Source organism: Knoellia remsis (assembly GCF_003002895.1).
Taxonomy (GTDB): Bacteria; Actinomycetota; Actinomycetes; order Actinomycetales; family Dermatophilaceae; genus Knoellia; species Knoellia remsis.
In genome coordinates this window covers 1-12,052 of record NZ_PVTI01000045.1, presented here as the reverse complement: position 1 = coordinate 12,052, position 12,052 = coordinate 1, and the positions used below count along the sequence as shown (strand labels likewise).

Annotated in this window: 10 protein-coding genes and 2 pseudogenes; 7 read left to right on the top strand and 5 right to left on the bottom strand. The window is 70.7% G+C overall.

Going from position 1 to position 12,052, the window contains the following annotated elements:
• Positions 1-194, top strand: a pseudogene (locus BCF74_RS16480) (tRNA (adenosine(37)-N6)-threonylcarbamoyltransferase complex transferase subunit TsaD); the annotation flags it as partial.
• A 74-nt stretch (positions 195-268) separates the two neighbouring features.
• Here BCF74_RS16480 and BCF74_RS16475 read toward each other — a convergent pair.
• Positions 269-1,564, bottom strand: coding sequence for a glycoside hydrolase family 3 N-terminal domain-containing protein (locus BCF74_RS16475; protein WP_245889425.1), 1,296 nt, complete (start codon positions 1,562-1,564; stop codon positions 269-271).
• Positions 1,565-1,604: 40 nt separating this feature from the next.
• Here BCF74_RS16475 and BCF74_RS16470 point away from each other — a divergent pair, with 40 nt between their 5' ends.
• On the top strand, positions 1,605-2,576 hold the full coding sequence (locus BCF74_RS16470) for a nucleoside hydrolase (RefSeq protein WP_106299025.1): 972 nt from the start codon (positions 1,605-1,607) through the stop codon (positions 2,574-2,576).
• Positions 2,576-3,406, top strand: coding sequence for a ribokinase (locus BCF74_RS16465; RefSeq protein ID WP_106299024.1), 831 nt, complete (start codon positions 2,576-2,578; stop codon positions 3,404-3,406). The genes BCF74_RS16470 and BCF74_RS16465 overlap by 1 nt, the downstream gene beginning before the upstream one ends.
• Positions 3,407-3,415: 9 nt before the next feature.
• On the opposite strand, the gene BCF74_RS16460 is transcribed toward BCF74_RS16465, so the two are convergent.
• The 3 genes from BCF74_RS16460 to BCF74_RS16450 are packed head-to-tail and all read right to left on the bottom strand — an operon-like array spanning position 3,416 to position 7,683.
• Positions 3,416-4,654 (bottom strand): class I SAM-dependent methyltransferase, encoded by a 1,239-nt coding sequence (locus BCF74_RS16460; RefSeq protein WP_106299023.1) that lies wholly within the window; start codon positions 4,652-4,654, stop codon positions 3,416-3,418.
• A gap of 40 nt (positions 4,655-4,694) precedes the next feature.
• Positions 4,695-6,815, bottom strand: a complete 2,121-nt coding sequence (locus tag BCF74_RS16455) for a SpoIID/LytB domain-containing protein (protein WP_146133023.1) — start codon at positions 6,813-6,815, stop codon at positions 4,695-4,697.
• Positions 6,816-6,819: 4 nt separating this feature from the next.
• Complete coding sequence (locus BCF74_RS16450) at positions 6,820-7,683, bottom strand: GNAT family N-acetyltransferase (protein ID WP_106299021.1); 864 nt, start codon at positions 7,681-7,683, stop codon at positions 6,820-6,822.
• A gap of 300 nt (positions 7,684-7,983) precedes the next feature.
• On the opposite strand from BCF74_RS16450, the gene groES reads away from it, so the two are divergent.
• From groES to BCF74_RS17180, 3 genes and pseudogenes are all read left to right on the top strand, one after another.
• Positions 7,984-8,277 carry a co-chaperone GroES gene (gene groES / locus BCF74_RS16445; protein WP_106299020.1) on the top strand — a complete coding sequence of 98 codons (294 nt, stop codon included), beginning with the start codon at positions 7,984-7,986 and terminating at the stop codon, positions 8,275-8,277.
• 164 nt (positions 8,278-8,441) lie between these two features.
• Positions 8,442-10,055 carry a chaperonin GroEL gene (gene groL / locus BCF74_RS16440; RefSeq protein ID WP_106299019.1) on the top strand — a complete coding sequence of 538 codons (1,614 nt, stop codon included), beginning with the start codon at positions 8,442-8,444 and terminating at the stop codon, positions 10,053-10,055.
• 185 nt (positions 10,056-10,240) lie between these two features.
• Positions 10,241-10,447, top strand: a pseudogene (locus tag BCF74_RS17180) (serine/threonine-protein kinase); the annotation flags it as partial.
• Between the two features lie 155 nt (positions 10,448-10,602).
• Here BCF74_RS17180 and BCF74_RS16435 read toward each other — a convergent pair.
• On the bottom strand, positions 10,603-11,466 hold the full coding sequence (locus BCF74_RS16435; RefSeq protein ID WP_245889424.1) for an SNIPE associated domain-containing protein: 864 nt from the start codon (positions 11,464-11,466) through the stop codon (positions 10,603-10,605).
• Positions 11,467-11,828: 362 nt separating this feature from the next.
• On the opposite strand from BCF74_RS16435, the gene BCF74_RS16430 reads away from it, so the two are divergent.
• Positions 11,829-12,052 (top strand): transposase (locus tag BCF74_RS16430; protein WP_177426688.1); only part of this gene is annotated, 224 nt, incomplete at its 3' end.

The window sequence follows — 12,052 nt, the reverse complement described above, 5'->3', positions numbered from 1 at the left end:
GGCTGCGCGCCATGGCGCAGCAGCGCTGCGACGACGCCGGCATCGAGCTGCGCGTGCCGCGACCGGGACTGTGCACCGACAACGGCGCGATGGTGGCGGCGCTGGGAGCGCAGATGGTGCTCAAGGGCAGGAACGCCTCGCGCCTCGACCTGCCGGCCGACTCGTCGATGCCGGTGACCCGGATCAGCGCCTGACGCCCAGCCACCTGACGCCCAGCCACCTGACGCCCAGCCACCTGACGCCCAGCCACCTGAGGCGTCCGCCGCGGTCAGCCGCAGTCGATGAGGCCCATCCGCTCCTTGAGGGCGACGACGCGCAGTACCGACGTCTCGACGAGCGTGGCGAACTTCTCGTCGGCGCGGGCCTTCTCGGCGAGCGCGTCGACCATCGGCCCGACCGATGCAGCGTCTCCCGTGAGCAGGATGTCGCCGCCGGCGGAGATGTAGTCCACGGCACGCTTGCCCGCCGGGATCGACCGGACCGCCTCGGCGTTGAGGTCGTCGGTGATGACGACGCCGTCGTAGCCGAGCTTCTCGCGCAGCAGCCCCGTGATGATCGGCTTGCTGAACATGGCCTGCGTCTCGGTCTTGTCCAGACCCGGGTACCGCGCGGACGACATCATGACGAGCCCGGCGCCGGCCTCGACCCCGGCCATGAACGGCGCGAGGTAGGGGTCGTCGGGCGTCGCCACCGAGTCGACGATCCCGGACGAGTCGAAGTCGGTGTTGTTCTTGACCCGACCGAGGCCAGGGAAGTGCTTCACGGTCGACATGACGCCGCCGGCGCTCATGCCCTTGATGAAGGCCGTCGACCCCTTCGTCACCGCAGCGGGAGTGGAGCCGTACTGCCGGCCCCACTTGCCGATCGGCGCGTTGGCGCGACCGAGGTCGGCGGGCACGGTGTCGGTCACCGGGGCGAGGTTGACGTTGATCCCGGCCGCCTTGAGCTCCTTCGCCCACCCCGTGGCCGCCGCGGTGAGCTCGGCCGGGTCCATCGTCCCCTGAACCTTCGCCGAGGGGCCCTTGGTGAACCCGTCACCGCGCAGCTGCCGGATCTCGCCACCCTCCTGGTCCGCCGCGATGAGCAGCGGTATGCCGTCCGTCGCGGCCTCCGTGGCCTGGTCCTGCAGGTGGTCGGTCGCCTTCTTGACGCGGGCGGCTCCGTCCCGCCACCCACCGAGCAGGAAGACGTTGCCGACCTTGCGCGCTGAGATGTCGTCGTCGAGGGAGGACTGCGCCGCGCCGCTGTCGAGCGCGACCATGACGAGCTGGCCGAGGGCCTGCTCCTCCGAGAGCGCCTCGGCCCTCTCGCGCACACACGCACTCACGGGCAGGGCCGAACCCGACGCCGACGCCGACGCCGAGGGGCTCGAGGTGCTCGGGCTCGACGAGGACGACGGAGCCGTCGTGCTCGTGCTCGGCGAGGCCGAGGTGGAGCTGGGCGTCGACGTGGCCTCGTCGGTGCCGTCGCCGGAGCCGCACGCCGTGGTGCCGAGGAGTCCGGCAAGGGCCAGGGCGAGTGCGGCGCGGCGAGTACGGACTCGGGTGGCGGAGCGGAAGGTCACGCCACGCAACGCTAGCCGACGACCGGCATACCCTCTCCCCATGGCCCTCCCCGTCATCCTCGACGTCGACACCGGCACCGACGACGCGTGCGCGATCCTCCTCGCCGCGCTGCACCCCGACCTCGACCTGCGGGCCGTCACCTGCGTGGGCGGCAACGCGCCCCTCGACGACGTCGTCCGCAACACGCTCGTCGTCCTCGAAGCGGCAGATGCGACTGGTGTCCCAGTCGGTGCCGGTGCCGCCCACCCGCTGCTCGAGCGACCCGTCGACGCCCGGCACGTCCACGGACCCGACGGCATGGGCGGCCTCTCCCGACCCGACCCGACGACGCAGCCCGACCCACGTCACGCCGTCGACCTGCTGCGCGACACCATCGACGCAGCCGCGGCGAGCGGCGACCCCGTCACCCTCGTGCCGCTCGCGCCGATGACGAACGTCGCGCTCCTCGCCCGGATGTACCCCGATACCTTCGCGCGGATCGGCCGCATCGTCTTCATGGGCGGTGGGGCCATGGTGAGCAACGCGACCGCAGCCGCGGAGTTCAACGTCTTCCACGACCCCGAGGCGACCGCTGTCGTCCTCGACGCGAGCGCCGACCACGACGTGCCCGTGACGATGTACGGCCTCGACGTGTTCTACGAACCCCGGGTCACCCTCGCCGAGGCCGAGCGCCTCGCCGCTCTCGACGAGCGCGGACCCGGAGCGCTCGCGGGCGGCCTCATCAGGTTCATGAGCGAACGGTTCCGCGCCGAGGACGCGACGATCGGCGACGCCGGCGCCGTGGCGATGCTCGTCGACCCCGACGCGGTCCGCACGCAGTACCTGCCGGTGCGCGTCGAGCTCGCCGGCACGTGGACCCGCGGCCGTACCATCGTCGACACCCGGGACTGGACGGGCGACCTCGACCACGACCCGCACGGCCTCGCCCACGCCCAGGTCGACGTTGCACTCGAGATCGACGGCCCGCGAGTCGCGAGGTTGTGGCTCGACACGATCTCGGGAGGGCGCTGATGGGCCGGGTCATGGTCCTCGGGTCGCTCAACGTCGACCTCGTCACCCGGGTCGAGCGGCACCCGCAGCCGGGCGAGACCCTCCTCGGCGACGGTCTTGAGAAGCTCGCCGGTGGCAAGGGTGCGAACCAGGCGACGGCGGCGGTCGCGTCGGGAGCCGACGTCGTCATGGTCGGCGCAGTCGGCGACGACGAGGGCGGGGCGGCATACCGAGAACGCCTGCGGGACAAGGGGATCGACGTGAGCAGGCTGCGTGTGGTGAGCGGCGAGCCCACCGGTCACGCGCTCATCGCCGTGGACGACCACGGCGAGAACACCGTCATCGTCGTCCCCGGTGCCAACGCCCGCCTCGACGACACGGAGGTCGACGCCGTCGACGACCTCGGACCCGGCGACGTTCTCCTCATGCAGCTCGAGGTGCCGATACCCGTGGTCGCCGCGGCGGCCCGACGTGCCGCGTCGCGGGGTGCGCGTGTCGTCGTCAACACCGCGCCGTATGCCGCCCTCCCGGCGGACGTCGTCGCGCTCGCCGACCCGGTGGTCGCCAACGAGCACGAGATGGTCGCCCTCGCGGAGGCCGGAGCGGAGGCAGGTTCGCTGCTCGTGACATTCGGTGCGAACGGCGCGTCGTGGGACGGCCGATCGGTGCCGGCACACGCCGTGGACGCAGCCGACGTCGTGGACACGACCGGAGCGGGAGATGCGTTCTGCGGCGCCCTGGCCGCTGCCCTCGCCGCCGGCGACGACCGCGACAGCGCGCTCGACCGGGCCCTTGCCGCCGGCGCCGCCGCGGTGCGGCATGCCGGGGCCCAGCCGGACCCGCACCTCTGACCCGACGGCCTAGGCGGGGTCGACGATGAGGGCCGCCTGGGTCCCGCCGACGCGGGTCAGCACGACCGTCGCCTGCTCGCCGGACCCCGCGCCGGTGCCGATCTTGAGGTCGCGGCGCAGCTGGCCGTCGTCGAGGCGCACACCACGCTTCTTGACCGTCAGGCCGGTGACGCCATGCTCACGGAGCCAGCCACGCAGGGTCTTGACGCTGAACGGCATCGCCTCGCGGACGGCATACCGGCGCGTGTAGGGGAGCACCGTGTCGCGGGAGGTGAGGACGTAGCCGGTGTTCTCGTCGGACTCGGCGCCGTCGGTGGCGCGCGTCGCCGCACCGACGAGCCCGGCGCGCAACACCGCCTTGTCGACGTCGTGCAGCCACGGTCCGACGTCGGCCAGCGAGGTCGCGAGGTGCGGCACGGAGTCGGCCATCGACTCGTCGACGAGGGCCGGCGGGGAGCCCGCACCCATGACCCTCGCGGTGCGCCCGGCGCTGCCCACGAGCGGCCCCCACCACAGGGTGCACTCGACGACGTCGCCGGCCCACGACGTCCACTGCGCCTCGACGCCCGCGGGGATGGCGGCATGGTCGAAGCCGGGGCTGAGCTTCGCCGCGGTCGCCGGGACCGTCGCCGCGACCTGGGTGACGAAGTCCCACGACGGCGACAGCTCGTCGAGGCGGAAGGTGCGGCGGGTACGACCGTGGAGGTCGGCGACACCTCGGGTGCGTCGGGCGGGGTCGAGCCACACCCCGACGCGGTTACGCCCGGGGTCCGGCCCGACATCGACGTCCTCGGCGCGCCCGACGCGGGCGCGGGAGTCCGGCCACGGGCGCAGGTTCGCGTCGGCGACGGCCGCGGTGACCGGGTCGACGTCGACCCCCTGCACGGTGACTCCGAGGGAGGAGAGGGTGACGGCGTCGGCACCGATGCCGCAGCCGAGGTCGTGCACGGTCGCGAGGCTCGCGCGGCTGAAGCGGTGGGCGTGGGCGACGGCGACCTCGAGCCGGGTGGCCTGCTCCAGGCCGTCGGCGGTGAAGAACATGTCCTCGGCGAACTCGCCGAACTTCGCCGCCGCCCGGGCACGCAGACGCTGCTGGGTCAGGGCTGCGGCGGCGAGCTCGGGTGGAACGCCGTCGCTGCGCAGCCGGTCCTGCACGGTGAGCACCGTTGCCTCGTCGTAGGGAGGGAGGGACCGCAGCAGGTCACGGCCCTCGGGACCGACCAGGGCCCGCACGGTGCTCACGTCCACGCCCCAACCCTCTCACCCCGGCGACCGTCGCCGGTGCGCCTCAGCTGCCGATCGTCGCGCCCGACCAGCCGGTGCCGAGCGCGAAGCGGGAGCCGAAAGTGCCGGTGCCGTCGTTCTGGTAGAGCCACAGCGTCCCGCCCGGGTCCCGTGCCACGAGGTCCGCGCGGCCGTCGCCGGTGAGGTCGCCTGCGCCGGTCAGCGACGAGATCGAGCCGAATCCTGTCGCCAGGGTCCGCGAGCCGAGGTAGGTGCCGGTGGGGGAGAAGCGCAGCAGCGTGAGGGCGCCGGCGGAGGTGATGCCGACGAGGTCGGTGCCGCCGTCGCCGTCGACATCGCCCACGGCCTCGAGCTCGCGGTAGCCGCCCCAGCCGGTGCCCTTGCTCACCCGGGCTGCCAGCCCGCCGCTGCCCGTACCGGGGTAGAGCCACAGGCTGCCTGCCGCGTCGCGGGCGAGGAGGTCGGGCTTTCCGTCACCGTCGAGGTCCCCCGGTGCGACGACGGCGGTCATGCCCTGCCACCCGGTCCCGAGAGTGCTCTGCGACGCGAACCAGCCGCCGGGGTGCCCGCGGTGCAGGGTCAGGGCGCCCGTCGTGGTGGAGCGGGTGATGAGGTCGGGCACGCCGTCGCCGGAGAAGTCTCCCGGCGCGACGATCTCCGGCATGGCCGCCCAGCCGCTGCCGATCCGGACGCGCGGCAGCAGCGCGCCTCTCCCGTCCGTCGGGTAGCTCCACATCGCGCCCGCCGCGTCCCGCACGACGAGGTCGGAGAAGCCGTTGCCGAGCCAGTCGGTGCCGACGCCGGAGCCCGTCGGGCGGAACCACGTCGAGCGCAGCCCGAGCGCGCTGCGGAAGGCGTCGCCGGTCACGGTGCGGCTGCCGTAGGTGCCGGTGACGGTGACCGACGTGGCGCGGCCGCCGTACCAGGCGCCCTTGCCGTCCCGGGTGATCGTGAGCGACCGGAACCGGCCGAGCCCGGGCCAGGCCTTCTCGATCGTGCTGGCCTTGAGTGTGGGCAGGGCCCACGTGTCCGGCGCCTCGGGGAAGACGCCGTCGTAGGGGTCGGCCTTGGCCACCTGGTAGGCGAGGCTCGAACCGGTGACCTGCCCTCCGTTGGAGGAACTGAACTCGGTGAGCGCCGGCCGGCCGCCGTAGTGGAGCACTTGGCCGCTCGTCTGCTGCACTGCCGCCGTCGAGTTCGCGTGCTCGGGGGTCGACGAGGTCAGGCCTGGGTAGACCTGGCACGTCGTGGTGTCGCAGATGTCGAAGCCGTCGGCGCTGCCGAGCCGGGCGGCGGTGTAGGTCCGTGCCGCGACGGCCTGCGCCTTGACGGCCTCGATGGCCCACGACGCCGGCATCTCGGCCGGGACGACGGACATGAGGTAGCGGTCCATGGGGAGGGCGTTGACGGTCCCCGTCGTGGACTGGGCCACGCCGCCGCTCCGCAGGGTGATCGCGCTCGCCCGGAGCATGCCGCGGTAGCGCCGGTCACCGTTCGGGGTGCGCAGGGTGAGGATCGAGGAGTCCACCGACGATCCCCCGACGAAGCCCACCCACGGGGCGCTCGCGAAGCCCGGGCAGCTCGTCGTCACGGCCGACCAGCCCGACCCGGTCGTCGACTGGACCTGCCACCGGGAGTCGACGCGGGCGACGCGCCACGACGTGGCCGTCGACGACGTCAGCGGGGCGGTGCAGCTGCCGTCGGTCGCGACGAGACCCGCCTGCGCCGCCACGGTGGTGGGGCTCGTCGACACCGACGTGAGGCGCACCCGCACGGTCGGGTTGCCGATGGACGCCGTCGTCGTCCCCGGGTAGTAGAAGGCGGTGATGTCGCGGACGGTGCGCCCCTGGGACGCCATTGCGCGAGCACCCCACTGCGACATCCCGCGCCCGTGCCCGAACCCACGGCCCTCGAGCGGTACGACGGGGTCGGCGGCGTCACCGCGCACCGCCCCGGTGCCGGACGGGGTCTTGCTGCCCGGGCCGTCGGCGACGGCGGGAGCGGCCGCGGCCAGCATCGCGATCGCCGTCACCGGGACGATGAGGGCACGCCAGGAGCCGCGGCGAGGAGGCATGGCGCCAAGGGCCACGGCAGCAGGAGGCTTGGCGGCAGGAGGCATGGCAGCAGGAGGCATGGCGGCAGAAGGCTTGGCGGCAGAGGTCACGGCACTAGCGTGCCGCGTCGGCGGGGTGCGCGCGCGTCATCCGGTCGACAGGGATGGGCCTCGTCCACTCGTAGGGCGTCGTCGTCGTGACGCGGACGAGTCCCGACCGCTCGAGGATGGGGCGGGAGAACTCCGTCGAGTCGCTGTGCAGGAACCGCTTGCCGTGGCCGATCGCCGAGCGCGCCCGCGCCGCAGTGAGCGCCCGGTAGATGCCGCGGCCGCGCCACTCCGGCCGGGTCGCACCGCCCCAGACACCGGCGAACTCGGTGCCGGCGACCGGCTCGAGTCGTCCTGCCGACACGACCTCGCCGTCGCACTCGGCCACCCACATCTCCATGTCGTCCCGCGTCCGGAGGCGGTGCAGCACCTCCTCCTCGTGAGCCGCGGCGTCCCCGGGGCTGTCGCCGAACACCTCGGCCTGCATCGCCAGCATCCGCCGGACGTCCTCCTCGTCGGTGACCCGGCGCACGACCACGCCCTCGGGCAGGTCGACGTCGACGGCGAGCAGGGCGGCGTCGCCGACCATGACCGACTCGCACTCCTCCGGCTCGAACCCGGCTGCCACCAGGGCCTCGTGCAGGCCGGGTGCGTGGTCGTGCCCCCGCGTCTTCCACTCCACCGTGAGGACCCCGGGGTCCCGGCGGTAGTGCTCGAGGGCTGCGGTGACGAGCTCGCGGACCGACTCCTTCGTCGCGGGTCCCGCGTCGGTGTCGAGGGTGCGGTAGGTGATGAAGCCGCGACCGCCGAGGTACGTCGCGAGGACGAGCGGTCCGAGCTCGGTCACCGAGAGCGCGGACGGCACCTCGGCGTCGCGACGGAGCTGGGCGTCGTATGCCGCGAGCAGAGCGGCAGAATCGGTGTCGGTCACGCGGGTCAGCCTGTCGGGCGGCGACGGGCTGGAGCAACCGGGAATCGCCCGCTCCGGTCGCCCGTCCCTGTCGTCCGTCCGCCGGGGGCGGCCGCGTTGTTCGCTCCGGGCAGAGCGAGCCGGCTGGCACTCGGGTTGACCGAGTGCTAACCGGCGACCTAGATTTGGGGCATTGGCACTCGCCCCCGGTGAGTGCCAGCGCAGGTGGACCGACTCGACCCCCGCGACGGCGAGCTGGTCCGCGACGCGCAGCCACGCATCTGTCCAGTTCGACTCATCCCAAAAGGGGAGGTCACGAAAGTGTCGGTTTCCATCAAGCCGCTCGAGGACCGCATCGTCATCAAGTCGCTCGAGGCCGAGCAGACCACGGCGTCCGGTCTCGTCATCCCGGACACCGCGAAGGAGAAGCCCCAGGAGGGCGAGGTCCTCGCGGTCGGCCCCGGTCGCATCGACGACAACGGCAACCGCGTCCCGCTCGACGTCTCCGTCGGCGACCGCGTCATCTACAGCAAGTACGGCGGCACCGAGGTCAAGCACGGCGGCGAGGAGTACCTCATCCTCTCCGCGCGCGACGTCCTCGCGGTCGTCGGCTGAGCAAGCCTTCTGCTCGCCTCACGGTGACGGTGCAGCGGGACTCTGAACTCCCGCGGCCGACTCCGATGGCACTGAACCACCGCGTATGCCGTGGGCTCGCCTCCCGCGGTGAGCCCACGGCATACGCGCATCTGCTTCATCCGAACACCACCTGAAGGACATTCATGGCCAAGGAACTGGAGTTCAACGACTCCGCCCGCAAGTCGCTCGAGCGCGGCGTCGACGCCCTCGCCAACGCCGTCAAGGTGACGCTCGGCCCCAAGGGCCGCAACGTCGTCATCGACAAGAAGTGGGGCGCCCCTACGATCACCAACGACGGTGTCACCATCGCGCGTGAGGTCGAGCTCGAGGACCCCTACGAGAACCTCGGCGCCCAGCTCGCCAAGGAGGTCGCCACCAAGACCAACGACATCGCCGGCGACGGCACGACGACCGCGACCGTCCTTGCCCAGGCGATGGTCCGCGAGGGCCTGCGCAACGTCACCGCGGGCGCGGCGCCGGCCGGGCTCAAGCGCGGCATGGACAAGGCCGTCGAGGCCGTGTCTGACAAGCTGCTCGAGACCGCTCGCGAGGTCGACGGCAAGGACGAGATCGCCTCTGTCGCGGCGCTCTCCGCGCAGGACAAGGAGATCGGCGCCACGATCGCCGACGCCTTCGACAAGGTCGGCAAGGACGGCGTCATCACCGTCGAGGAGTCCTCGACGGCCGCCACCGAGCTCGAGTTCACCGAGGGCATGCAGTTCGACAAGGGCTACATCTCGCCCTACTTCATCACCGACGCCGAGCGTATGGAGGCCGTCCTCGAGGACGCCTACGTCCTCATCAACCAGGGCAAGATCTCCGCGATCGCCGAGGTCCTGCCGGTGCTCGAGAAGGTCGTCCAGGCCGGCAAGCCGCTGCTCATCATCGCCGAGGACATCGACGGCGAGGCGCTGTCGACGCTCGTCGTCAACAAGATCCGCGGCACCTTCAACGTCGTCGCGGTCAAGGCCCCCGGCTTCGGTGACCGCCGCAAGGCGATGCTGCAGGACATGGCCGTCCTCACGGGTGGGCAGGTCATAGCCGAGGAGGTCGGCCTCAAGCTCGACCAGGCCGACCTGTCCGTCCTCGGCCAGGCCCGTCGCGTCGTCGTCACCAAGGACACGACGACGATCATCGACGGCGCGGGCGACGCGTCCGAGGTCGAGGGTCGCGTGAACCAGATCAAGGCCGAGATCGAGCGCACCGACTCCGACTGGGACCGCGAGAAGCTCCAGGAGCGTCTCGCCAAGCTCGCCGGCGGCGTCTGCGTCATCAAGGTCGGCGCGCACACCGAGGTCGAGCTCAAGGAGAAGAAGCACCGCATCGAGGACGCCATCTCGGCGACCCGTGCGGCCATCGAGGAGGGCATCGTCGCCGGCGGTGGCTCCGCCCTCATCCAGGCGGTCAAGGTCATCGACGGCCTCGGCCTCGAGGGTGACGAGAAGGTCGGCGCCACGATCGTGCAGAAGGCCGCGGCCGAGCCGCTGCGCTGGATCGCCGAGAACGCGGGCCTCCAGGGCTACGTCGCCGTCGCCAAGGTCGGCGAGATGGAGCCCGGCCAGGGCCTCAACGCCGCCACCGGCGACTACGAGGACCTCGTCAAGGCCGGCGTCATCGACCCGGTCAAGGTCACCCGCAGCGCCCTGCGCAACGCCGCGTCGATCGCGTCGATGGTCCTCACCACCGACACGCTCGTCGTCGACAAGAAGGACGAGGAGGAGGCCGCCCCCGCCGGTGGCCACGGCCACAGCCACTGACGGCTGAAGGGCCGAATCCCCTTCTCGCACAAGCACGTATGCCGTGCGCTCCCGCATTCGGGGGAGCGCACGGCATACGTGCTTCTCGGACCGTGGGTGGTGGCGTCGATAGGAGGTACGCACGATGACGGCACCGGCTCCGCAGATCGACGGCCTGCGCCACATACGGCGGGCTCGGTCACGGGGGCTTTCCGGACGTGCACCTGCACGATCATTTGATGCCGCGCATGCCCGTGGCCGTCAAGGTGCTGAGGTCGCGGGGCGCCCACCTCGGTGACGAGCTCGTCGCCGAGGCGAACACCATGGCCGAGCTCGCCGAGCACCCGAACATCGCCTCGATCCTGAGTGCGGGGGTGACGGCCGACGACTGGCCGTACCTCGTCATGGGCTAGAACCCCCGCGCGACCTCTCGGAGACCGCTCGGAGCAAGCCCCTGCCCGTGCCGGCGGCGCTGCGCACTGACGCCGGGCGTGAGCGACGTCATCGAGACCCGGAACTGCGCGGCTTTCCGGACCACCCACCAGCGCGTCCGCTGACGAGCGGCAACTCAGTTATCCGGCGTGTGGGGAACGACGCGGTGATGGGTTTCCTCCACGACGGGTTGCTCTTCGGGCCAACTCATCCGGTACTGCTCTGCTGCGGCATGAGTATCGAATTCCAGCACTGAAACATTGTGTTCCCGCAAGGCATCCAACACGGCGTCCGGACCCACACGGAAGAATTCCTTGCGCAGGTTCACTTTGTTGATCCGCTCCTTCGCGAACTCTCGGTGGAGCATCGCTTCGATGCTGACCGCGTCGTCGCTGAAGAAGAGTGCGTGAACGTCGAAGACGAACGGCACAGACGCGTCGCCAAGCTCACGGATACGGTCCATGGGCTCGAGCCGACGGGTCATCCCAATCTTCACGACCCCAGCACCAAAGGCCCCGATATTGGAGATCACGTAAACGTAACCGGCTCGGATGTTGGCTGCTCGGTAGTCAACGGCTGCGATCTCCTGGTCCACGCGGTCGAGCTCGGCTTGGAGCGCATCCGCTGCTTGTGTGTCGCCTCGTTCTCGCAGTCGGGCGATTGAATTGAGATAATGCGATCGTTCCTTGTCGAGGCGGTCCTTTTCCTTCTTGATCTCCTGCTCCAAGATGCGCTGCTCGCGAAGTTCTGCTCGACGCTCACGCTCGAGCTCTCGATCCCTCGCCACCGCTTGGAGATGTCTTGCCGCGAGTTCCAGTTCTTGAAGTCGGAGCCGGTGATAAGGCTCGGACACAGAAAGTTCGATCAATGCACCCTGCCGAGCAATCTGTTCCTTCGCCTTCGACAAGCGCTTCTGGGCGGAGCCGAGATTTCCAGCCTTCACCGACTTGACCGCATTCTCGGCCTCGGCGTTATAAGCTCGCAGCATAATGCGGCTCATCTGGTTAACAAAGGTCTAGCCCTTGCTGGCGGAGTTGTTGCAGGTGAAACTTTGGCTTGCCGTGATGGCGCTTCCGATCTTGTTGAGCTGACGGATCTCGCTTCTGACGGCCTCGAGTGATGTCGCGAGACTTGCCGAGCCCTCAGCTGGATGCTCGAAATCGAACAACCCCACCTCCTCAAGCGCAAGCCGGTCACGATTGACAAGTATCAACGCCTGAATGCTTGAAAGCTCGGCCCGCAGTTGAGTCCATAGGGTTGGTGTACGACGACACCGGTGAGCGTGTCCCTACGCACGTAGGTGCGGTCACCGCGTGATCCTTCGAGTGAACCTCTCACAGCACTCTCGAATGGAGCATCGCGATGACCGCGAACACCAGTATCGACCCTGCCGTCTTCCTGCACGACCAGCTCGCCCAGGCCAGCCCGGACCTGATGCGCGATCTGCTGACCACGTTCATCAACGCGCTGCTGTCGGCGCAGGCCGATAGCGTGTGCGGTGCCGAGTACGGCACCCGTAGCCCGGACCGCACCAATAGCCGCAACGGGTACCGGCACCGGGACCTGGACACTCGCGCCGGCACCAT